We start from the raw sequence: 20,837 nt of genomic DNA, 5'->3' as shown, positions 1-20,837 counted from the left end.
ATATTCAGTCCCGAAAGTTGGTGAATTGCAATGGCAGGTCGAGGTTGGCGTCCTCAAGCAGGGCAATCACGTTTTGCAAATCATCGCGTTTTTTTCCCGTTACCCGCAGCTGGTCGCCCTGGATCGCCGCCTGCACTTTCATTTTCTGCTCCTTGATGAGCTTGATTATCTTCTTCGCCAGCGGTTGCTCGATACCCTGCATGACCTGCACGACAAGCTTTGCGGTGGTACCACTCATCACCGGTTCACCCTCTTTCAGGCATCCGACATCAATCTTCCGTTTTGACAGCCTCAGCCGCAGCATGTCCATCATCTGCCTGAGCTGAAAGTCTTCCTTGGCGCTCAGATTGATGTTGTTTTCCTGGATCTCGAATTTGGCGCCGACACCCTTGAAGTCGAACCGGTTATCGATTTCCCGGTTTGCCTGGTCAACCGCATTGGCCAGCTCGTGGGCATCTACTTTTGAAACTACATCGAAAGAAGGCACTGTCTACTCCGCTAAAAGTTGTTCAATAGTCTCGGTGAAGCCGGCGACGAGCTGGTCGTAATGCCGGCCTGTACCCGGGCCATTGAACCCGGTATGAATCCGACGCACGTTGCCATTACGATCGATAAATACCGAGGTGGGGAAAGCATACACGCGATCGAGCATCGACATCGTCTCGCCGGCCCGTTGCTTGTCCGAGCTGCCGGCCACCAGCAACGTGTAGCCGATGTCGAACTTGTCACGAAAGGCTATTACCTGGGTGGCCGCGGCCGAAAAGTCCTCGAGATGCTCAAACATCAGCCCGACTATCTCCAGACCCTGGTCACGATACTGGTGATAAAACGGCGCCAGAAATGCTGCCTCGTCATGGCAGTTCGGGCACCAGCTGCCGGCCAGCGCAACCAGTACGACCTTGCCATCAAACTGCGGGTCGTCGAGGCTGACCATGTTGCCGTCGGTATCAGGGAAACTGAAAGTGAACTGCTCATCGACAAGCTGCGTCAGCTCGTCGGCATCCGGCAGCGCGGCATTGGCATCACGCCTGGCGACAAAGCTTTCATGCCAGGCCGTGCCAGACCAGAAATCGCCTTGCAGCTGCGCGCCTTCCAGCTTTGCGGTAAACAGGAATGCATGCGAGCCGTCAAAGGTGGACAGGTACAACTGGTTGCCATCGACTTCGCCAGCCAGAAAACGATAGTCGCCGGTAGGGGTAAGAAAGGTTCCTTCGACCACGTTACCGGTTTGTTCAAACTCGGCAATTGCTTCGCTTTCGCTGCCGTCATCCTCGCGAAACGTAACGGCCCAACGGCCGTCAACGTCGACATATGACTCCGGCTGCACTCGCAGAAACCTGTACTCCTCCCCGGGTCTTGCGACGAACGGAATATGCTGCTGCTTGCCAGCGCGCTTTACCAGCGTCAGGGTGCCGCTAAAACCGGCACCGTCGCGCCGTGCGTCGATACGGGTGTTGAAGGCCGGCAGCACCAGCGTCATCTGCTGCTCGTTCACCGTCACATCGGTAACTTCCACGCGCTCATCACCATTGACCAGAACTGCCATCCATTCGGTGCCGTCCTGTTTCAGCTGCAGGCTGAACGGCAACTCACCACCCGGCAGGGTCAACACGCCACGCCAGTCCCCCGGTTGCACCGGATCCACCGGTCCGGGGCCGCTGCAACCGCCCAGCAGCAGCGCTGCCAGCGTCAGAATCAGTATATTTTTCATTCGCGCATTGTCGCTGATTTCCGCCCTGCTGTTGATACCTGTAACAGATATATTTGCCTGGGCGGTGCGGGAAGTCAGCCTTCCAGGCGACTGATTCTGCGCCCGGAGCCATACGGCTCCGCCCCACAGGCAGTACCTGCCGGCCGAAACGACGGCTCCGTACAATTCCCAATTCCGGCGGTGACAGAATGGCTATAATCTTGGCAGTTCCTCACAACAATTGAGTTGCGATGATGATGAAATTTTCCCGCCTGGGCGTACCTGTATTACTGCTTTTACTGGCCGGCTGCGGTGGCGGCGGTGGTGGTGGCAGCGAGCTGGTGCCAACCGTCAGCGCCACGCCACCGCAGGCGAGCGTGGCTCCGCCCGCTGATGACAGTAATACCGGAAAAGACAAGCCTACTTTCAGCGCTGATTATCTTGAGCTGTTCGACACCGGCAAGATGCACAGCATCACCATTGCGATAACCGAGGACGAGTGGAACGGACTGCTCAACGACATCAATGCCAACCCTCGCAGCGAGATTTTCCGCCGTGCTGATTTTGTTTACGGCGCAGGCACCGCGACCGAGCAGGTGGCCAATGTTGGCTTTCGCCTGCGCGGAAATATTTTCTCCCGCCAGCGCCCCGAAGCAGGCAGCGGCCCGCACGACCCCGATAATTCCCTGCGTCGCGTGCACTTCCGTATCAAGTTCAACGAACAGTTCCAGGACTCCGAGAGTGTTTATGGCCTCCCGTCACAGGAAGTACCGACACTGGTAGAAAACAAGAACCGGGATTTTCGTTCGGTGCGCTCTCTGAACCTCAAGTACAACAAGAACGACCCGACTTACGTGAGGGAAGTGTACTCTTACGATCTGCTTAACCGGTTCGGCGCGATGACTTTGCGTCAGGCGTATACCCGGCTGCACATAAAGATAGGCGACGAGCCGGTACGCTACATGGGTGTTTATCTCATGGGCGAACACGTCGACAAGACCTGGGCCCAGCGGCGTTTCGGCAAAAATGGTTTTGTCTTCAAATCGCTCTACCAGGGCTTTGGTCCGGCTGATCTTGCCGCTGCTGATTTTGACCACAACATAGAATCCGGAAAAATCGGCTCCGAGATTACTGATCCTGCATTTGCCAGCATCGGTTTCGATGCCTATCGGCCGGCGTATGACCTGAAAACCAAGAAAAAGGACTTCCTCGAAGGGGAGACCTACCTCAATGAACTGATTGGTATGCTCAACGGTAACCCTACGCAGCAAATGCTGGAGGACCTGATCGACATCCGCTCCTTGCTGCGTGCCCAGGCGGTCAATGTATTTCTTGGCAACTGGGATGATTACTGGCGCAACGGCAATAATTATTACCTGGTGCGCAACCCCAATGACGGAAAGTGGGTATTCGTGCCTTACGACTACGACATCGTACTGTTCGACAGTATCTGGGCATTCAGCAACATAGCCGATGCCTCTTTCCTGCGCTGGGGCGACGACCGGCTCTCGGGCGATCCGGTGCTGATGGAGAAAGTGCTCGCCTTTGCCGATTTCCGTGACGAGTACGCCGGCTATGTTGCCGAATTGCTGGCAGATGACAGCGAATTTGCCAGCTTGACGGCCGTGCGTACGCGCCTGCAGGAGCTGCAGTCGGTAGTGGCACCGCATGTATCCGGGTACGACGCTATTGACCCCGAGCCGTACAACGACGACCTGTCTGCCATCGAAGATTTTGTGCGTGACCGTATCGCGGCGGCGCGGCGCGAAATAGCGTTCTGAGACGACAGTGAAGATGCGCCAGGTCATGCGGGTTGTCCGTCATGTTTTGCTGACCGCAGTTCTGCTGCCGGGCGCGGCAATTGGGCAGGTGGAGCCGTTTTCCGAAGTGACCGAGACCACGCTTGGCGGCATGAGTGAAGGCTGGGTAGCGTTTGGCGATGTAGGCTTCCTGTTCAACCTGCTGGTGTCGCTGGTGCTTGCGACAGTACTGAGCGCAATCATCGGTTTCCATCCGCGAACCTACGGCAACTTTGGCAGCCCGACCCAGCTCGACAAGCCGAAGTCCTATGTCATCTTTGGCGTCGTCGGTGCCATCATCGGTACCCTGGTGCTGAAATACGGCCCGATTGTCGGCCTGGTTGTATTTGGCATCGGCGGGTTGCTGCGCTTCCGAACAAATTTCGGCTCGCCGGCGCAAACCGGCATGGCGATATTGGTGACGCTGATCGGGCTGTGCTGCGGCCTTAACCTGCCACACGTTGCCGTGCTTACCACCGTGTTTGGCTTTGTCCTCATCTATGTGCTGGAAAGCCGCCGGGTTTACAGCGTGAGCATCAAGGGTCTGGCAGCCGAGACGCTGCCCGAAGCGGCGCAGGCGTATCGCAAGGTGCTGGCCGATACCGGCTGCCTGATCCTCGGCGAACAGAAGAATTTCACCAAGCAGGTTATCACCATTGTGTTTCGCAGCGGCAAGGGTGGGGGCCGTGAAACGATGCAGGAGCATTTCGCAACACGCATCCCACCACAACTGCGCGGCTCACTCGACTGGACCTCCGGCTAACAATCGCCGACCCGGCCCGGCCCGCTAACCATTGTCGCGGCTGAAGCCGCTCCCACAAGAGCGCGCCGCCAAACTCCATCGCAGGTAGTCGCGGCCCGCCAGACTATCGGTAGCCGCGCGCCTGCAGTTCGAACAGTCGGGCATAGCGACCATCGGTCTGCATGAGCTCATCGTGGCTGCCGCTCTCGACGATGCGGCCGTCTTCGATGACCATGATCTGGTCTGCCATCCGCACAGTGGAAAAACGATGCGAGATCAGTATGGCGATGCGCTTTTCTTTCAGGCGCTGGAAGTGATCGAATACTTCGGCCTCGGCGGCAGCATCCATCGCCGCTGTGGGTTCGTCCAGCACGAGAATGTCAGCATTGATGCGCATGAAGGCTCGTGACAGGGCAATCTTCTGCCACTGTCCGCCGGATAACTCGCGGCCTTTGGCGAACCAGCGGCCGAGCTGGGTCGCGTAGCCTTCCGGCATGGTATCGATAAACGGCGCGGCCAGGCCTTTTTCCGCCGCCGCGCGCCACCGCGCCTCATCATCGAAGTGTTCGACGTCGCCCGCGCCAATGTTTTCGCCGACCGGGAACTGGTAGCGGCCAAAGTCCTGGAAAATTACCCCAACCCGCTCCCGTAACGTTTCAATGTCCCATTCGCTCAGGTCCTTGCCGTCCAGCGTGATACTGCCAGAGTCGGGTTCGTACAGACGGGTGAGCAGTTTGACCAGGGTTGTCTTGCCGGCGCCGTTTTCCCCCACCAGCGCAAGGCTCTGGCCGGGTTTCAGGTGAAAAGAAATATCACGCAGGGCCGGCTCCGCTGCACCGGAATAGGTAAACGACACGTCGTTAAAACGCACGCCATCACCCGGTTTGGGCCCACGCACCGCTTCGCCGCCGGCACCCGGCACATCCTGTTCCAGATACTCGTACAGGGTGGACAAGTAGAGATTGTCCTCGTACATGCCGCTGATCGACTGCAACGCGGACGCCACTGCCGCCTGACCCTGCTTGAACAGCAGCAGGTACATGGTCATTTCTCCCAGCGTGATCTGGCCACGCACGGTTTCCACTGCGATCCAGGCGTATGCGCCATAAAAGGCCGCCGTGCTGATCAGGCCGAGCACAAAACCCCATGTGTCGCGGCGCAGGGTAAGTAAGCGGTCTTCAGCGAACAGCTTGTCGAAAATTTTGCGGTAACGATCCAGCAGCAGCGGCCCGAGCTTGAACAGCTTGACCTCCTTGGCACTGTCCTCGCGCGCCAGCACCATTTCCAGGTACATCTGCTTGCGGGTTTCGGGCGATCGCCAGCGAAACAGCCGGAATGCATCGCCGGAAAACTTGGCTTCAGCGACGAACGCGGGCAAGCCGGCCAGCGCCAGGATTACAACAGCCCACGGTGAGAACCGCACCAGCAAAATTGCATAACTGATCAGCGAGATGGCATTTTGCACCAGCGCGAACGTGCGTTTGACCAGTGACAGAGGCCGGCTGGACGCCTCCCGTCTTGCCCGCGTCAGCTTGTCGTAAAACTCCGAATCCTCGAACTGCGCCAGCCGCAACGTCAGCGCTTTCTCCAGGATCATCACGTTGACACGCTGGCCAAGCAGTGCGCGCAGCAGCGACTGGCAGGCATTGATTCCGCGTTGTGCGCCGGCGATGGCAATGACAATTGCTGCTTCCAGCGCGACAAATTTCAGCACGCGCTGTGTGCCGTCGCCGGTACTGCTCCTGTGCAGCTCGATGGCCGCGACCACGCTGTCGACAATCAGTTGACCAACCCAGGCAACCGCTGCCGGCAGCACCCCGGCAACAAGCGTGAAGATCCCGAGTACGATGGCGAGGCGGGCACTCGTACTCCACACCAGCTGCAGCGCACGGCGACTGTAACGGAATACACCGAGAAAGCGCGAGGGCGATGCTATCGAGGGAGTTTGTTCGGCCGCGTCGGCCACGCAGAACTTCTATTCAGCCACGCGCCGGCAGGTGTTCGATAGCCAGCCGGGCTATAGCATCACCCCACAGCGCGTAGCATTGGGTCGACGGATGTATGCCGTCAGCAGAAAACAGCGCCGGATCCATTTCCAGTTCGAATGGCAGATAGTGGACGCTTGTCTTGCGGCCCGCCAGTTTTTCGGTGGCATGGTCAAGTAGCTTTGCACGCAAACCGAGCACGCTGCGCAACGGCTGTGGCAGGCCAGGGAAATGACCAATCGGCGGCATGGCGCAAAGAATTACCGGGGCAAAACCGCAGCGCTCGCGCACGTCGTCAATCAGTGCCTGAAGGTCCCGCTCCCAGCCAACCGGCCCCTGCAGGCGGAATACGTCATTGGCACCGAGACCCACAACAATAAGGTCCGCCCGCGTATCGGGGGGCAGTTCATTGAGGCTGGCACGCAATCCGGCTGCCGTTACACCGTTAGCCGCGTGCACACGCCAGTCGACTGTCGAGCCGGTCATGGCGCTGACTGCGCCCGCGGCCTGCCCGGCCAGTCCCTCGTCGTGGCTGGCAGCACCTACACCGGCCACTGTAGATTCGCCGAGCAATAGCAGCCGCAATACACTTGCGCCACCCGCCACCCGGCCGCTGCGCGGTCCCGCGGCCTCCGGCAGGCGGGAAATCTTCGAGCGAGTGTACAGCCCCTGTGCGTAGAGCAGCGGGGCCAGCAAGACTGAACCATGGGCAAAAAAGCGGCCGGTTGTGTTCATGCGGGCCGCCTGACTCAACCCTCGTTGTCCGGCTTGGGGCCTACCCGTATCAGGTCGTTGGCAGCTTCGCTTTCCCTCGCCAGCTTGAGAGGAATTGCAATCTTCTCGTGCAGCCAACCGAGCATGTCGTACCAGATCGCGTGGACCTCTTCATACACAGGCATGCCGAAGGCGCTCTCCAGTTCCAGCGTCAATAGCGGGATACCGCGGTGTACACCAATGTACCGTCCCATAGAACCCGGATACGTACCGAGCAACCGCAGTTCGAGTGGACCCAGCTGACGCGGCGGCACGCGCGGCCCATCAAAATCGACAACGCCATGTGGCGCGTGCACGGCAACGACGGCATGAGGCTGGAAGCTCTCGATCTGCTCAACCAGCCAGCTTGTTTCAGGTTCGCTGAGGGCCGCCGGTCCGGGATAGCGACGCTTGTTTTTCCAGGTCCGCTTTATCCAGTACTCATGCGCCTCTTCATCCCAGTTTGGGGTAGGGAAATTGCGGTTCAGGTCGACACCGTTGGCGTTCATGCGGGACGACATGCGCGGCGGTCGGAGGAGTCCGTCAGGATTGAGCACCGGTACCACACGCCAGTGAAACCTTTCACCGAGGTTTTCCTCAAGCATCGCCAGCCATTTGAACACTATGCTGACAGAGCTGTACTCGTCGCCGTGGATGCCACCAATCAGCAACACGCGCGCGACCGGCTCATCGGGTTCAAAATCCCGGTACCACAGGGGTGTTGCCTCGTTGGAATCAGCGCCGCTGTCGACCAGACCGAGACGAAGGCACTCACCGCGATTGACCGAGCTGAGCTTGGCATCGACGCGCTTGCAGAATGAGTCGAGCTCTTCTGCCAGCCGGTCCTCGGCTGTCGCAATGCTGGCCAGCATCACGAGTATCAGACTAAAGGTGAAACGCACCCGGACTCCTTAGTTGTCACCGCCATGTGATTACCCGGCCTATTCTACCCTGCCGGACAATCAATTAGCATGTGCAGTCCCTGCCTGTTCAGCCCGTTATGGCGCTTCATTACTGATGACATGCCATGCCAGCGCGAAATCCTGACTACCGGCTGCGGCGTCTGCCCGGGTAACACGCAGCAGGTAAGCAGTGTCGGGTTGCAGCGTTTCGTACAGCGATTGCGTAGTATCTGCCGGACTGGCCGATTCCCTGACGACCCGCTCGCCATCACCGCTCACCTCGATCAGGCTGAGCTCCAGGCGATTGAGCCGGGCACTCAGGTCGATGTTGTCCCCGCGCGCCGCCGGGAACAGAAGATTCCAGGACACCGTTGCAGCCAGTTGGCCGCCGGCGCCGGACATCGGCAACTCGTAGTCGCGCACACCTCCCGCAGCAAGAGCCGGTTCGTAGTCAAACCCGCATGGACGTGACACGTTTTCCTGCTCGCCGGCGGTCAGGATTTTCCAGGCGTTGTAAATATCGAGCTGACCGGCACCATATCGACGATCGAGCCCGTTGGGCATCCGGTTTTCTGCGACGTCACGGTATCCGGCAATATCCCCGTGACTGCTGTTTCGCGTCTTGCGGGTAGCACCGGCCATCAGTACCGCGCGCATCACTTCCGATCTGCCGGCGTCGTAAATTTGTATGCCGCCACGATTGATGAATGGCTGAGCACGGCTGGAGAGCGCCGGATTCGCTGCGACCTCAAGCAGCAGCACGACAGCAGATGACACGGTAGGTGCGGCTGCGCTGCCGGTCTTCAACGGCGCCACGAGGTGGGGCCGGGCACGTCCGCTGAGGTAAATATCGTCTATCGCCGGTGTACCAACGCTGTGATTTGCATCGCTGCGACCGACTACTATCGCATTGACTGCTGCGGCCATGTAGGAGGTATTAACCTTGTCTTTGGCATTGCTAACGCCGACAACCTGTATTACCTCATCCTTTTCGGTCAACCAGTCACTGCGGCGCAGGATCTCCGAATTGCGGCCATTACCGGCCCAGCTGTGGTTTATCAAACGCAACGGGATTGCCATGGGCGCACCAGCACGCCTTGTCTGCAGCAATGCGCCACCCAGGTAATGACCGGTTGAATACACCCTGAGTTCGGCAAGATCACTGACCAGACCCTGGTTGCGGCCGCTGCCCGCCAGGCGCCGGGCCACCGCCGTCGCGTGACCGGAATACACGCCTTCGCTTGCTTCCCGGTAGTTGACGATAGCGACATCACGCAGTCCTGATGCCTTCGGGTTCGGCACCCAGGTATTTACCTTCAGGGTTGCCTCTTTGTTGTCATGGTCAACGCCAAGTGGTGACTCGACCTGGCCGATGAGAATACCGGCGCCGGTTGGCAGCTTGTCTCCAAGCTCGTTTTTCAGACGCGTAAAACCAATATCATCGTGCACGCCGGCCAGCGCCGCGTGCAAAGCGAAAAATAACAACAGCAGAAAGGCAGGACGAATCAAGAGTTGACGGTAACGCTCAGGTCACGATGCATTCGCACGGCATCTTCAATACCCTGGTAATAACCATGCAGCACAGCGGTCTCGCGATAACCAAGCGTGCGATAAAAACTGGATGCCGCGCGATTGCTGACACGCACCTCCAGTGACACGGAAAAAACACCGGCTACACGTGCCGTCTCTTCCAGCCACTTGAGCATGCGACTGCCGACGCCAGTATTGCGGTAACTGGGTTCGACGGCAAGCAGGTTCAGATGGGCCGCATCGTCACCAAAATGCATGATGGAAAAGCCGGCAAGACGGCGGCCATCCAGCGCAACCAGGACCGCAGTATCGCGCCGTTCGATGTGGCGCGCCACGCGCTCGGGGCGCCAGGTCCAGCGCAGCCCGTGCTCGACCAGTTTGCGCGACATTGCCGCAATCATCTCTGCATCAGCCGGAACGGCCAGTCGCAGAGTAACCGCGGGCGTCATCGGGCCGCCCTCCCGGTGTTGCTGCGGACAAATCCCGACCGCTGCGGCAGCTCGCACCAGACCGCACTGCAGCTACTGGCAATCAATCGAATCAGCACGGCGAACGCTGGTTGCATAACGCTATTGTGTCAGCAGGTGGGTGCCGGGCGCCAGTGGCAACTTGTATACGCTGGTCACGTCGTCCCAGTGGCGGCAGCACGGCGCGTGAAAAAATGAAAAATCAGCCCCACCGCAATGATCCCGAGGCCAAACAGGCCTTCGACAGGCTTTTCGATCAGGACAAAAACCAGCGTCCAGCCGGTAAGCATGAGATAGACCAAAGGCGGCAGGGGGTAGGCAAAGACGCGGTATGGGCGGCGCAGCCCGGGCTGGCGCCAGCGCAGCACAAAGACGCCGAATACGGTTACAAAACTGTTCAGCGCAAGAGTGAAGCCGGCAAAGACCAGTATCGATTCAAACCCGGAGGTAATAATGAATACAACCGCCAGCAAAGATTGCAGCATGATCGCAAGCGTTGGCACTCCATCGGAATTTGTGCGTGCCAGGAAACGCAACGCAGAAAAATCCTCGCCGATTACCTGCAACACCCGTGGCCCGGCTAAGGTCATCGCGCTGACAGTTGATATGAGCAGCGCTGCAAGCACTACGCCAGCCAGCTTGCCGCCGGTTGGCCCAAAGGCGGCTTCCGCTGCGATAAAGCCGATCTCCACCTGACCGCGCATCTGGTCCATTGGCCCGACACGCAGGAATACGTAGTTGAGCGCCAGGTAGAGCAGCATAACCAGCAGCGTACCGGACAGCAGGATAAGCGGCAGGTAGCGCTGCGGTCTGTCCAGTTCCCCACTCAGATAGGTTGCTGCATTCCAGCCGGTATACGCATAACTGACGTAAATCAGGGCCACTGCAAAGCTGGCGCTGCCAAGCAGGCTTGCGTCGCCCGGTTGCGGCAGGAATTCAACCGGCTGGGGTGACTCGACAACCAGCAACGCCGCGATGCAAAACACGCAGATCGCCATCACCTTCAATATTGTGAAGATCATCTGCAGACTGCTGCTGTTGCGACGCGTACCTGCGTGGCCCAGGGCAAGCACAACAACCAGTAGGCTGGCGAGCACCTTCTGCAACCAGTCATGTCGTGCAGCCGGAAATACCGACGTTGCATAAGCGGAGAAAGTTATCGCTGCCAACGCCGTGGGCGCAGCAAAACCGATAGTCGCTGAAACCCACCCGGACACGAAACCGGCGGCCGGATGATAGATGCGCGACAGGAAATTGTACTCGCCGCCCGACCGCGGCAATGCCGCGCCAAGTTCTGCATAGCTCATGGCTCCGCACAACGCGATGACGCCGCCAACCGCCCACAGCATCATCAGGACGAATCCCGAGCTGATTTCAAGCAACTGGAAGCCCAGGCTGGTGAACACGCCGGTACCAACCATGTTGGCGACAACCACAGCGATGATCGCGGTGTAGCGGAATCTGGTCATAGTCTGCTCAGCCGCACACTAGCATGACTGGTGGTCACCGTCGGGTGGTGTTACAACTGTGTTGTGAGCAGCACGCAGAACTGGGTTGTATACATGGTGCGATGCGCGGATGACAGCCTGTATACCGGCATCACTACTGACCTTGAGCGACGCATTGCAGCCCACAACGATGGCAGCGGATCGCGTTATACACGCACCCGTCTTCCGGTAGGCCTCGTCTATAGCGAGCAGGCAGCCAGTCGTGGCGCAGCGCTAAAACGCGAAGCAGCCATAAAACGCATGACCAGTGCAGCGAAGCGGGCGCTCGTTGAAGCAGGATGTCCGGCGTGAGCCGGCACGCGTTACTGGCGGGCGCCACCGGACTGGTCGGCGGCCGGTTGCTCGCTCAGCTTGCGGCACAGGGCGGCTACACGGTAACAACCGTTGGCCGTCGTGCGCCGGCGTTCGAACATCAGTGCGTAACACACCTGGTCACGGATTTTTCCGGCACGGTTGAAGTGCCGGCTGCTGACACGTTTTTTTGCTGCCTCGGTACAACCATTCGCAAGGCTGGCAGCCAGGACGCATTCCGCGCAATCGACCTCGATCTGGTCGTCAAACTGGCCGCTGCCGCACGCGCTGCCGGGTGCACCACTGCTGTCATAGTCTCGTCAGTCGGTGCCGATGCCAGTTCTTCCAGTTTCTACCTGCGCATCAAAGGTGAAATGGAGATCAGCATTGAAAACGCAGGATTTACCGGATATGCATTTATCCGGCCTTCACTGCTGCTCGGTGAACGCGCCGAACTGCGGCCGGCGGAATTGCTTGGCAAGTGGGCGACACGGCTGATAAACCCGCTGCTCGCCGGAAGGCTGTCAAATTACCGCGCCGTGAATGCTGACACAGTAGCCGCGGCCATGATCGGACTCGATCGCACCGGTATTACCGGCCGCAAAATTGTGCAGGGCAGACAAATCGAGCGGCTTGCTGCTACAGCTCGACCTTGACCCGCAGCCGCGACACAACAGCAGAAACTTCCTCGTAACGTGCCGCCACGTCTATTGCATGCTGGACCGCGCCGAGGTTTTCTGCCCGGCCGTGCAAAGTCACGATGCCATCGTCCTCGCTTATCTCGATATCGCTGACTGCCAGCGCAGCATCATTATCGATATCGCGCTGGATGCTGCGGGCCAGGTTACTGCCGCGCTCAACCACGAAATCGTGGGTAACCCCTTCGTCGGCTACAACCAGCACACAGCCGCTTAATCCACTAATGACCAGTGCGCTTATAACTACCAGTGCAAGCCAGCGTGACATTCTGTCTACTCCTCAGTTCTCGTCGCGATAACGACGCAGCCAGACCGCTGCACCGACAAAAATTGCCGCGACTACCAGCCCGCCCCACATGCCCGGTTCAGCCAGGAATGACTGCGGATCGATCAGGGTGCCGAACGCCTGGGTCCAGTCGATGTCCTCACCGCTGTAGTGCACCCGGTCGAGTACGCGGCCCATTTCCTCGTCACGATATGCAGTCGGCACTATCGGCGTGAGCCGGACCGCGAGCAACTCGGCAAAATTGGAGCTGCGTAAAACAGCCACTTCCAGCAGCGCAGCGGCGGCGGGGGGCAGGATTGCCCACAACGCCGGAACCCGCCGCGCCCAGGCAGAAGCCAGCAGCAGCCAGCCAAATAGCGGCGCGTACCACAATGACTGGACGGCGAAGGCGTATAACAGGGTCAGCGGTGCTGAGAACATTGGTATCTGCGACCAGATCAGCTCCCATGCGCTTGCCCCGATCAGCCAGGCAAACACCGTATTGGCCAGCGTCATGAATGTCGCGGCAACAAGCACACCGGCCAGAGTGAACAATGGAATTACGGCCATTGCGGTAACAAACTTCGACAGGACGGCCGAAGCGTCGTTTACCGGCAACGACTTCCAGAACAACACGCTGCGATCGCGGCGATCAGCGTACAGAGCATCGGTCAGGTAGAAAAACCATACAAATAGCATGGCTGCATTGAGCAGTATTGCCGGCACGATAAAAGGTAAACCGCCTGCCGCAAGCTTGAACGCCATGCGTGCCTGCGGCTCCTCCAGGGCGTCGCTGAAACTCATCGCGCCGTGATCGCTGTGAAAGTCGACCATGCCGGTCGGTCCGTGCACCAGCAGGCCGTAGCTGTACACCAGAACCAGCAGGCTGAGGAACACCAGCGGCACGAGATAAACTGATCGGTGTTCCCACACTTCTCGCCGCAGTAACCACGAGAACGTCTTCATGCTGCTACCCCCTGCATCTTGGCAACAAAAAGATCGGCAATGCTGGGGCGATGCAGTTCACCCAACTCTGATAAGCGGTCGCGTGCGACGTCCTGGAAAAGAAACAGCCGTTTGCCCAGCACCTCGCGTTCGTGTATGGCGCCCAATGCACGGGCTGCGTCGGAATGTTCCGGCTTTACCAACAGCTCGACATATTTTTCGGCCACATCGTCCATGCTTTCGTTCAGCACGATTCGACCGTTATTGATGAACAGCAGATCGGTCAGGATATTCTCTACTTCCTCGACCTGGTGGGTGGTGACCACAATCGTGCGTTGCTCATCGAAGTAATCGTTCAGCAGCGTCTCGTAGAATTTCTTGCGATACAGGATATCCAGGCCAAGAGTCGGTTCGTCCAGCACCAGCAGCTGTACATCAATAGCCATAACCAGCGCCAGATGCAGCTGCGCTACCATACCTTTAGACAATGTGCGTACTCTCTGCTGGCGGCTGATATTGGTTCTCGCCAGGAACGCCTCGGCGCGATCGCGATTAAAACGCGGATGGACGCCGGCAACGAAGTCCAGCGCCTGACTCACCTTGAGCCAGCGCGGCAGGATCGCAACGTCTGCTATGAAACACACGCTTTGCATCAGCTTCGCGCGCTCGCGGTAGGGGTCGCAGCCGAGCACATCAAGCTCGCCCTCAAAACGGGTCAGACCCAGGATCGCTTTCAGTGCGGTGGTCTTGCCGGCACCGTTGGGCCCGATCAAACCGACAATGCGGCCTGGCGGGATGCTGAAGTCCACGCCGTCAAGGGCATGTACGTCACCAAAGCGTTTGCGCAGCCCGCGTGCCGTTACGATGTTGTTCAACGTTCCTCTCCGTTGAGTTTTGCCAGGAGCTCGCTCACTTTCAGCCCGAGCCGTTTTATTCGTGCCACGACCTGCGGCCATTCATCATCGAGGAATCGCGCGCGCTCGTCGCGCAGCAGGGCTTTTTGCGCCCCCTCCTTTACAAACATCCCGCGGCCACGTTTCTTCTCCACCAGGTCCTCGTCAACCAGTTCCTGGTAACCCTTCATAACTGTCAGCGGATTGAGCTGGTATTCCCCGGCGACCTGCCTCACCGAGGGCAATGCGTCACCATCTCGCAGCACGCCCTCCAGAATCATGGTCACCACCTTGTCGCGCAGCTGGCGATAGATGGGCTGGCTGTCGTTCCAGTTAGGATCCAAGGCATTCTCCGAAGGGCATGCACCGCTCTTGGTGCAGTAGTGTTATACATGACTATAACACCATAGCTGGCAATTACAAGACCCCCTCTTAACCCCATTGGCGGCCGGCCGGCGTTTCACTCAATACCTACCACTGCTCACAGGGAGCATTGCAATGAAAAACAGTTACTTATCGAAAATGTTGCTGACCGGTGCCGTTGCCGCGCTGACCGCCTGCGCCGGCACCGGGTATGAGCGCCAGGCCACCCGGGCCGAGCCCGAATTGCGGGCTGAAGAAGATATAACCGCGGCCGGCAACCGGGTGGACCGGGCTGTCGCCCGCGAACAGGCCGCATACGCACCCCAACCTGTGGCGGGGTCGTCGACAGCTGTGCTGACCGGCCAGCACAAGCAGGCGCGCTGTTGTCCGCGCGCGCCAGTTGAACCAGTGAATCGCGAGAATTACGCCAGCTACGACAATAACCCGGTGAAGCTGGCACGCATCGATCCGGTTTCAACTTTCAGTATCGATGTCGATACCGGCTCGTATTCAAACGTGCGTCGCTTCCTTGGCGACGGGCAGTTGCCGCCGCAGGATGCCGTACGCGTCGAGGAACTGATCAACTATTTCTCTTACAACTACCCCGCCCCGGACACGCCTGACACACCCTTTAGTGTCATCACAGAAGTTGCCCCCACGCCGTGGAATCCGGATTCGTTGTTGATGCATATCGGACTGAAAGGTTTCGAGGTGCCGGCTAACGAGCGGCCACCGGCCAACCTGGTATTCCTGGTGGACGTCTCCGGATCGATGCGCAGCCCCGACAAGCTGCCGCTGCTGAAAGATGCACTTCAGCTGTTGACGCGCAATCTCGAAGCGCGCGACTCTGTTGCAATCGCCGGCTATGCCGGTGGCGCGGGTGTCATTCTGGAACCGACCAGCGGTGCTGACAAAGCGCGCATTATGGCGGCGCTCGACAACCTGACTGCTGCCGGGCGCACAAACGGTGCCGCCGGCATACATCTCGCATACGACATGGCCCGGCGTGGTTTCGTCGAGGGCGGCATCAACCGGGTCATCCTGGCCACCGATGGCGATTTCAATGTAGGCACTGTTAATTTCGAGGCGCTGGTCAACCTGGTCGAGGAAAAGCGCCGCAATGGCGTCGCCCTGACGGCGCTGGGTTTCGGCAGCGGAAATTTCAACGACAAGCTGCTTGAGCAGATTGCTGACGCCGGTAACGGCAATTACGCCTATATCGACAGCCGGCGCGAAGCACGCAAGGTGCTGGTCGAGGAAATGTCTTCTACGCTGCAAATCATTGCCAGGGACGTCAAGATCCAGGTGGAGTTCAATCCTGATGTTGTGGCCGAGTATCGACTCGTCGGTTATGAGAACCGCATGCTGCGACGGGAAGACTTCAACAACGACCAGATCGACGCCGGCGAGATTGGTGCCGGCCATACCGTAACAGCGCTGTACGAAGTGACACTGAAAGGCAGCCCGGCGCAGCTCAACGAGCCGCTGCGCTATGCACCGGCAAGCGGTACACCGGATATGCTCAACGAAGAGCTGGCCTTCGTCAGGTTGCGATACAAGCAGCCTGATGGAGATCACAGCAGCCTGATCGAAACACCGGTGTCGCACAATCAAATGACGCGCATGCATCGCGATTTCCGTTTTGCAGCCGCCGTTGCTGCGTTCGGCCAGCGTCTGCGTGGTGGTGATTACCTCAACGGCTTCGAACTCGAAGCCATCGCCGCCCTGGCGGCCGGCTCTACCGGCAGGGATCGCAACGGCTACCGCACCGAGTTTGTCGAACTGGTGGAACGGGCCATCGAGCTCAGCGGCCGGACAGCCGCGCTTGAGGTCGACGGCCACGTCTACCGTGTCGCCAACTGATTCACTGGCAGGGACAGGACCGCGTTGGACTCGGGAACAGGCAGTGCCGCGGCCGACAGAGGCCGCGCGGTTCGACCCTGCGATACCGGCAGCGTTATGCTGCCGGTCATGCTGCAGACGGGCGACGACCGGGATCTCATGCTGCGGTATCGCGATGGCGATGCCGGCGCTTTCGAGACCCTGTACAGCAGACACAAGGGTGCGCTCTACCGTTACCTGCTGCGCCAGTGCAACCATGCAGCCAATGCCGAGGAAATTTTCCAGGAAGTGTGGATCAGGGTAATACGCAGTCGTGAACGCTATGAGGCGCGCGCCAAATTTACTACCTGGCTTTTCCAGATCGCTCGTAACTGCTTTATCGATCATGTACGCAAGCAAGGACGCAGTGCCGTCGACCTGAGCGCGGCCGCCGAACCGGATGAACTGCATGCAGCCACCGGCAATCCGGAAAGCGCCACGGCGCTGTCACAAGCAGGCGCCCGGCTTGCGGCAGCAATTGCACAACTGCCCGGTGAGCAGCGTGAGGCTTTTCTGCTGCGCACCGAGGGCGACTTCGATCTCGCTGAGATAGCAGAAATTACCGGAGTCGGCCGTGAAACTGTGAAAAGCCGCTTGCGCTACGCCATGCGCAAACTGCGCAATGCGCTGGAGGAACCGGGTCATGAGTGACAAAACCGACAAGCCGGGCGACTGGCGTAAAGATGAATCGTCGGTGATGCGCGCATACGGCGAGCTGAAAGAGACAGTTCCGCCGGCTCACCTGGACGAACGCATTCTGGCAGAGGCACGCCGCGTCGCCGCGAAAGAGGACGATACCGTGGTGCGGGTACATCGCTGGCGTCGCTGGACCATGCCGGCGGCGCTGGCAGCAACGGTAATCTTCGCGGTTCCTCTGGTTGTGAGGGTGTTTGAAACTACAGCGCCGCCCCCGGAGCGAGCCCCGGCGATGGTCGAGACCGACGCTGTGCCGGCGGAACTTGCCGACCGGTTGCCGACCGACAGGGCGCGACGTGAACTGGCGGGCCAGTCGGCTCAACCTGCTGCGGCGCCCGCACCGGCGAACGCCTTCGACCAGCCGCTGGCGGTTTCGGCGACCGCCGCCGATGACGGGCCCGGCAAGCGGCCCGACAGCGCACAGCAGCAGGCCGTCGTGCCGGATGCCGCCATCACGCCGGCAGAAAGCGAGCCGCAAAGACAAGCGGCCGCTGAGGAATCCCGGGATAGCGGTAGCGAATATCCACGCGAAGATGCGCAAGCACAACTGCCGCAACGGGCCGAGACAGATGCCTATGCTGGGAGCGAGCCGGCCGGGCTCCGGCCACATGCGCGCATGAGCGGCGCGCAGGTTGCACCGATGGCCGCCGATACTGCAATGGCCAACAACAGCCGGCAGAGTAAGTCTCTCGGCAGAAGCGGCGGCCTGATGCCGGTTGACTGGCTGGATGAGATTGCCAGCCTGCATGAGAGCGGCCGCGAGCTGACGGCACGGCGTGAACTCGGTTTGTTCCTGGCTGAATACCCGGAATACCAGTTGCCACAAGGCTACCCTCTGCGGGCCGAAGAGGCGATCAGGCCTGCTGTCATTCCCGACGCGCGGGAGTGGCTGCGTGATATAGCGCAACTGGTCGACCGGGGCGACAATGACCGCGCGCGGATGCAGCTGGCAGAGTTTCTCGATTACTACCCCGACTATGCGTTGCCGCCGGATTTCCCGCTGCGACGCGAGGATGCCGTGATCGAGCGTTGAACCGGGCTACCGCTGGTCGAAACGGGTGGTAGTATTTCCCGCCTGATCACGCGTGATGGAGTTCCGGGGATGAAAAAACCAGTCAACGTTGCAATAACCGGCGCGGCCGGCCAGATTGGGTACCAGCTGGCGTTTCGCATTGCCTCGGGGCAGATGCTCGGTGCAGAGCAACCGGTGCGGCTGCAGCTACTGGAGATACCGCCGGCGCTGCAGGCCTTGCAGGGCGTGGTGATGGAGCTGAACGATTGCGCGTTCAATACGCTGGTAGGCGTCATCGCCACGGACCAGGCTGACGTTGCGTTCGAAGATGCTGACTATGCACTGCTGGTCGGCGCCAAACCGCGCGGGCCTGGCATGGAACGCAAAGACCTGCTGCGCGAGAACGCCGGCATTTTCTCGGCCCAGGGCAAGTCGCTCAACAACCACGCTCATCGCAACTGCAAGATTCTCGTTGTCGGTAACCCGGCCAATACCAATGCGCTTATTGCACGCGCGAATGCACCTGACCTCAACCCGGCCAACTTCACTGCCATGACGCGACTCGATCACAATCGCGCCATCAGCCAGCTGGCAGCAAAGTCCGACGTGCATGTGACAGCGATAAAACGCTTGACCATCTGGGGCAATCACTCGGCGACGCAGTACCCGGATGTCAGCCACTGCCTGATAAAGGGCAAACCGGCAAGCGATCACATCAACAACAGCTGGGTGCAAGAGGAGTTCATCCCGGTTGTGCAGCAGCGCGGCGCGGCAATCATCAAGGCGCGCGGCGCGTCGTCGGCAGCATCGGCGGCGTCAGCGGCTATCGACCACATGCGGGACTGGACCCGCGGCACGCCGGTCGGTGACTGGGTCAGCATGGCGGTGCCTTCCGACGGCAGCTATGGCATCGGCGAGGGAGTGATCTATTCCTTCCCGGTGACCTGTGATGACGGCGATTACAGCATTGTGCAGGATCTGGAAATCGACAGCTTCAGCCGGGAACGAATGTCGGTGTCCGATGCCGAACTGAGAGAGGAACGCGACGGCGTGAAAGACCTGCTCTAGGGGTTCAGCGGCCGTTCAGCCTGGGGCGGCGATGCTGCAAGAACAGAGCGAGAATACAATGTACAGATTCCTGATTATCCTGCTGCTGGCTGCCGGCCTTAGCGGTTGCCTTGCACGCCTGACCGGCGATCACTATGGCCGTCACGAAGCCCGTGTTCCACAACAGGTAACCTACGGCACTATCGAGGAGTTGCGGCTGGTGTCTATCGAGGGCACCAAGTCACGTATCGGGCCGCTTATTGGTGCCATCATTGGCGGCACCGCTTTTGAAGAAGTCGGCGATGGGCGCGGGCGCAAGGTGATGAAAGTCGTCGGCGCATCGGTCGGTGGCGTCGCCGGTGCCGCCGTGGAAGAAGGCGTTACCCGCCGAAAGGGTGTCGAGATCACCGTAACGCTACGCGACGGTGACACCATTGCAGTGGTTCAGGAAATCGACCCGAAAACAGACTTTCGCGTCGGCGACAGTGTGAGGGTGTTGTTTCTCGACGGCTATGCCCGGATAACGCCCAGGTCCACCTGACCACCCCACGTCATGAACAGTTGGCAAAAGCCCCCTCGACGGGGGCTTTTTTGTGGCGTTTGTAAAACAACATCTCCGCCAGAAACGGCTCTGATATATATAAATCAATGAGTTAGCTTCATGCTATTTGTGCAATGCACCAACCGGGGGTATATTGGAGATCTCCCCAGCGAGTAATCGCTATCCGCCCACTTCTGTATCGAATAAGGGGACCGACCGTGTCGTTTTTGTTCTGGACTCTGCTCTTCCTCGGGGGTGGCCTGACGCTGGCCTACCGGCGCGTCGACCTGCGCACCTCCACGATCATCGCCGGCGCTGCCGTCTTTGCCTACCTTGCATTCGGCAGCGGTGGTTTTGCCTGGAACCTGCTGGTGCTGGCCCTGTTCGGCACCATGGTGGCGCTGAACTTCACCGATTTCCGCCGCAATCGCATCAGCCGGCCGGTGCTCAAGTTGTTTCGCAAGGTGCTCCCGCGGATGTCCGCTACCGAGAGTGCCGCGCTGGAAGCCGGCGACGTGTGGTGGGATGGAGACTTGTTCGGTGGCGAACCCAAGTGGGGAAAGCTGCTGGGCTATCCACGCCCGGAGCTGACCACCGAAGAACAGGAATTCCTCGACGGACCGGTCGAAGAACTGTGCATCATGATCGACGAGTGGGAAGTTACCCACGAGCTGGCCGATCTCAGCGAAGACACCTGGCAGTTCCTCAAGGACAATGGCTTTTTCGCCATGATTATTCCGAAACGCTATGGCGGCCTGGAGTTTTCCGCGCTGGCGCATTCGGAAGTTCTGGCAAAAATCGCCAGCCGCAGCGCGACTGCTGCATCCAT

The 20,837-nt window shown here is 59.5% G+C and carries 22 protein-coding genes; 10 read left to right on the top strand and 12 right to left on the bottom strand.

Features of this window, described 5'->3' with window-relative positions:
• Positions 1 to 4: 4 nt before the first annotated feature.
• Both HKN06_05760 and HKN06_05755 read right to left on the bottom strand, forming a co-directional pair.
• The gene (locus HKN06_05760) at positions 5 to 487 is read right to left on the bottom strand and encodes a YajQ family cyclic di-GMP-binding protein (GenBank protein NNF60820.1); all 483 of its coding nucleotides are present in this window, start codon (positions 485 to 487) and stop codon (positions 5 to 7) included.
• Positions 488 to 490: 3 nt separating this feature from the next.
• Complete coding sequence (locus HKN06_05755) at positions 491 to 1,711, bottom strand: TlpA family protein disulfide reductase (GenBank protein NNF60819.1); 1,221 nt, start codon at positions 1,709 to 1,711, stop codon at positions 491 to 493.
• A 230-nt stretch (positions 1,712 to 1,941) separates the two neighbouring features.
• On the opposite strand from HKN06_05755, the gene HKN06_05750 reads away from it, so the two are divergent.
• A complete protein-coding gene (locus HKN06_05750) occupies positions 1,942 to 3,471 on the top strand; it encodes a hypothetical protein (GenBank protein ID NNF60818.1) in 1,530 nt (509 codons plus the stop codon).
• Positions 3,472 to 3,478: 7 nt separating this feature from the next.
• A complete protein-coding gene (locus tag HKN06_05745; protein ID NNF60817.1) occupies positions 3,479 to 4,252 on the top strand; it encodes a hypothetical protein in 774 nt (257 codons plus the stop codon).
• Between the two features lie 103 nt (positions 4,253 to 4,355).
• On the opposite strand, the gene HKN06_05740 is transcribed toward HKN06_05745, so the two are convergent.
• The 6 genes from HKN06_05740 to HKN06_05715 all read right to left on the bottom strand — a co-directional run bounded on the left by HKN06_05740 (position 4,356) and on the right by HKN06_05715 (position 11,337).
• Positions 4,356 to 6,167, bottom strand: coding sequence for an ABC transporter ATP-binding protein (locus HKN06_05740; protein NNF60816.1), 1,812 nt, complete (start codon positions 6,165 to 6,167; stop codon positions 4,356 to 4,358).
• A gap of 43 nt (positions 6,168 to 6,210) precedes the next feature.
• A complete protein-coding gene (locus HKN06_05735; protein ID NNF60815.1) occupies positions 6,211 to 6,951 on the bottom strand; it encodes an SGNH/GDSL hydrolase family protein in 741 nt (246 codons plus the stop codon).
• 14 nt (positions 6,952 to 6,965) lie between these two features.
• A complete protein-coding gene (locus HKN06_05730) occupies positions 6,966 to 7,841 on the bottom strand; it encodes a murein peptide amidase A (GenBank protein ID NNF60814.1) in 876 nt (291 codons plus the stop codon).
• A gap of 126 nt (positions 7,842 to 7,967) precedes the next feature.
• Positions 7,968 to 9,380, bottom strand: coding sequence for a hypothetical protein (locus tag HKN06_05725; protein NNF60813.1), 1,413 nt, complete (start codon positions 9,378 to 9,380; stop codon positions 7,968 to 7,970).
• Positions 9,377 to 9,850 carry a ribosomal protein S18-alanine N-acetyltransferase gene (gene rimI / locus HKN06_05720; GenBank protein ID NNF60812.1) on the bottom strand — a complete coding sequence of 158 codons (474 nt, stop codon included), beginning with the start codon at positions 9,848 to 9,850 and terminating at the stop codon, positions 9,377 to 9,379. The genes HKN06_05725 and rimI overlap by 4 nt, the downstream gene beginning before the upstream one ends.
• A gap of 173 nt (positions 9,851 to 10,023) precedes the next feature.
• On the bottom strand, positions 10,024 to 11,337 hold the full coding sequence (locus HKN06_05715; GenBank protein NNF60811.1) for an amino acid permease: 1,314 nt from the start codon (positions 11,335 to 11,337) through the stop codon (positions 10,024 to 10,026).
• A gap of 93 nt (positions 11,338 to 11,430) precedes the next feature.
• On the opposite strand from HKN06_05715, the gene HKN06_05710 reads away from it, so the two are divergent.
• On the top strand, positions 11,431 to 11,667 hold the full coding sequence (locus HKN06_05710) for a GIY-YIG nuclease family protein (protein NNF60810.1): 237 nt from the start codon (positions 11,431 to 11,433) through the stop codon (positions 11,665 to 11,667).
• Entirely contained in the window at positions 11,664 to 12,323 is a 660-nt protein-coding gene (locus HKN06_05705; GenBank protein NNF60809.1) for an NAD(P)H-binding protein, read from the top strand. Before HKN06_05710 ends, HKN06_05705 begins: the two co-directional genes overlap by 4 nt.
• On the opposite strand, the gene HKN06_05700 is transcribed toward HKN06_05705, so the two are convergent.
• From HKN06_05700 to HKN06_05685, 4 genes are read right to left on the bottom strand one after another with little or no spacing between them, the layout of a single operon-like run.
• On the bottom strand, positions 12,307 to 12,633 hold the full coding sequence (locus HKN06_05700; GenBank protein NNF60808.1) for a BON domain-containing protein: 327 nt from the start codon (positions 12,631 to 12,633) through the stop codon (positions 12,307 to 12,309). The genes HKN06_05705 and HKN06_05700 overlap by 17 nt on opposite strands.
• A gap of 12 nt (positions 12,634 to 12,645) precedes the next feature.
• Positions 12,646 to 13,596, bottom strand: a complete 951-nt coding sequence (locus HKN06_05695) for a hypothetical protein (protein NNF60807.1) — start codon at positions 13,594 to 13,596, stop codon at positions 12,646 to 12,648.
• A complete protein-coding gene (locus tag HKN06_05690; GenBank protein ID NNF60806.1) occupies positions 13,593 to 14,450 on the bottom strand; it encodes an ABC transporter ATP-binding protein in 858 nt (285 codons plus the stop codon). The genes HKN06_05695 and HKN06_05690 overlap by 4 nt, the downstream gene beginning before the upstream one ends.
• On the bottom strand, positions 14,447 to 14,812 hold the full coding sequence (locus tag HKN06_05685; protein NNF60805.1) for a GntR family transcriptional regulator: 366 nt from the start codon (positions 14,810 to 14,812) through the stop codon (positions 14,447 to 14,449). Before HKN06_05685 ends, HKN06_05690 begins: the two co-directional genes overlap by 4 nt.
• A 154-nt stretch (positions 14,813 to 14,966) precedes the next feature.
• Here HKN06_05685 and HKN06_05680 point away from each other — a divergent pair, with 154 nt between their 5' ends.
• The 6 genes from HKN06_05680 to fadE form a co-directional block, all read left to right on the top strand.
• On the top strand, positions 14,967 to 16,694 hold the full coding sequence (locus HKN06_05680; GenBank protein ID NNF60804.1) for a VWA domain-containing protein: 1,728 nt from the start codon (positions 14,967 to 14,969) through the stop codon (positions 16,692 to 16,694).
• Between the two features lie 108 nt (positions 16,695 to 16,802).
• Entirely contained in the window at positions 16,803 to 17,363 is a 561-nt protein-coding gene (locus HKN06_05675) for an RNA polymerase sigma factor (protein NNF60803.1), read from the top strand.
• Positions 17,356 to 18,441 (top strand): hypothetical protein, encoded by a 1,086-nt coding sequence (locus HKN06_05670; protein NNF60802.1) that lies wholly within the window; start codon positions 17,356 to 17,358, stop codon positions 18,439 to 18,441. The genes HKN06_05675 and HKN06_05670 overlap by 8 nt, the downstream gene beginning before the upstream one ends.
• A gap of 69 nt (positions 18,442 to 18,510) precedes the next feature.
• Positions 18,511 to 19,488, top strand: a complete 978-nt coding sequence (locus tag HKN06_05665) for a malate dehydrogenase (GenBank protein NNF60801.1) — start codon at positions 18,511 to 18,513, stop codon at positions 19,486 to 19,488.
• Positions 19,489 to 19,546: 58 nt separating this feature from the next.
• A complete protein-coding gene (locus HKN06_05660; GenBank protein NNF60800.1) occupies positions 19,547 to 20,008 on the top strand; it encodes a hypothetical protein in 462 nt (153 codons plus the stop codon).
• Between the two features lie 392 nt (positions 20,009 to 20,400).
• The coding region (gene fadE, locus HKN06_05655; GenBank protein NNF60799.1) for an acyl-CoA dehydrogenase at positions 20,401 to 20,837 on the top strand (437 nt) is incomplete at its 3' end.

This window comes from Gammaproteobacteria bacterium, assembly GCA_013003425.1.
In the GTDB taxonomy this organism is placed as follows: domain Bacteria; phylum Pseudomonadota; class Gammaproteobacteria; order Steroidobacterales; family JABDKV01; genus JABDJB01.
Note: the sequence above shows the minus strand (reverse complement) of the source record. Positions and strands in the feature narration are given on the sequence as shown.

Coding starts and splice junctions, on each gene's coding strand:
- HKN06_05755 (NNF60819.1), bottom strand. CDS start 1,711: ATGAAAAATATACTGATTCTGACGCTGGCAGCGCTGCTGCTGGGCGGT.
- HKN06_05750 (NNF60818.1), top strand. CDS start 1,942: ATGATGATGAAATTTTCCCGCCTGGGCGTACCTGTATTACTGCTTTTA.
- HKN06_05735 (NNF60815.1), bottom strand. CDS start 6,951: ATGAACACAACCGGCCGCTTTTTTGCCCATGGTTCAGTCTTGCTGGCC.
- HKN06_05730 (NNF60814.1), bottom strand. CDS start 7,841: ATGCTGGCCAGCATTGCGACAGCCGAGGACCGGCTGGCAGAAGAGCTC.
- rimI (NNF60812.1), bottom strand. CDS start 9,850: ATGACGCCCGCGGTTACTCTGCGACTGGCCGTTCCGGCTGATGCAGAG.
- HKN06_05715 (NNF60811.1), bottom strand. CDS start 11,337: ATGACCAGATTCCGCTACACCGCGATCATCGCTGTGGTTGTCGCCAAC.
- HKN06_05710 (NNF60810.1), top strand. CDS start 11,431: ATGGTGCGATGCGCGGATGACAGCCTGTATACCGGCATCACTACTGAC.
- HKN06_05700 (NNF60808.1), bottom strand. CDS start 12,633: ATGTCACGCTGGCTTGCACTGGTAGTTATAAGCGCACTGGTCATTAGT.
- HKN06_05695 (NNF60807.1), bottom strand. CDS start 13,596: ATGAAGACGTTCTCGTGGTTACTGCGGCGAGAAGTGTGGGAACACCGA.
- HKN06_05680 (NNF60804.1), top strand. CDS start 14,967: ATGAAAAACAGTTACTTATCGAAAATGTTGCTGACCGGTGCCGTTGCC.
- HKN06_05675 (NNF60803.1), top strand. CDS start 16,803: ATGCTGCAGACGGGCGACGACCGGGATCTCATGCTGCGGTATCGCGAT.
- HKN06_05670 (NNF60802.1), top strand. CDS start 17,356: ATGAGTGACAAAACCGACAAGCCGGGCGACTGGCGTAAAGATGAATCG.
- HKN06_05665 (NNF60801.1), top strand. CDS start 18,511: ATGAAAAAACCAGTCAACGTTGCAATAACCGGCGCGGCCGGCCAGATT.
- HKN06_05660 (NNF60800.1), top strand. CDS start 19,547: ATGTACAGATTCCTGATTATCCTGCTGCTGGCTGCCGGCCTTAGCGGT.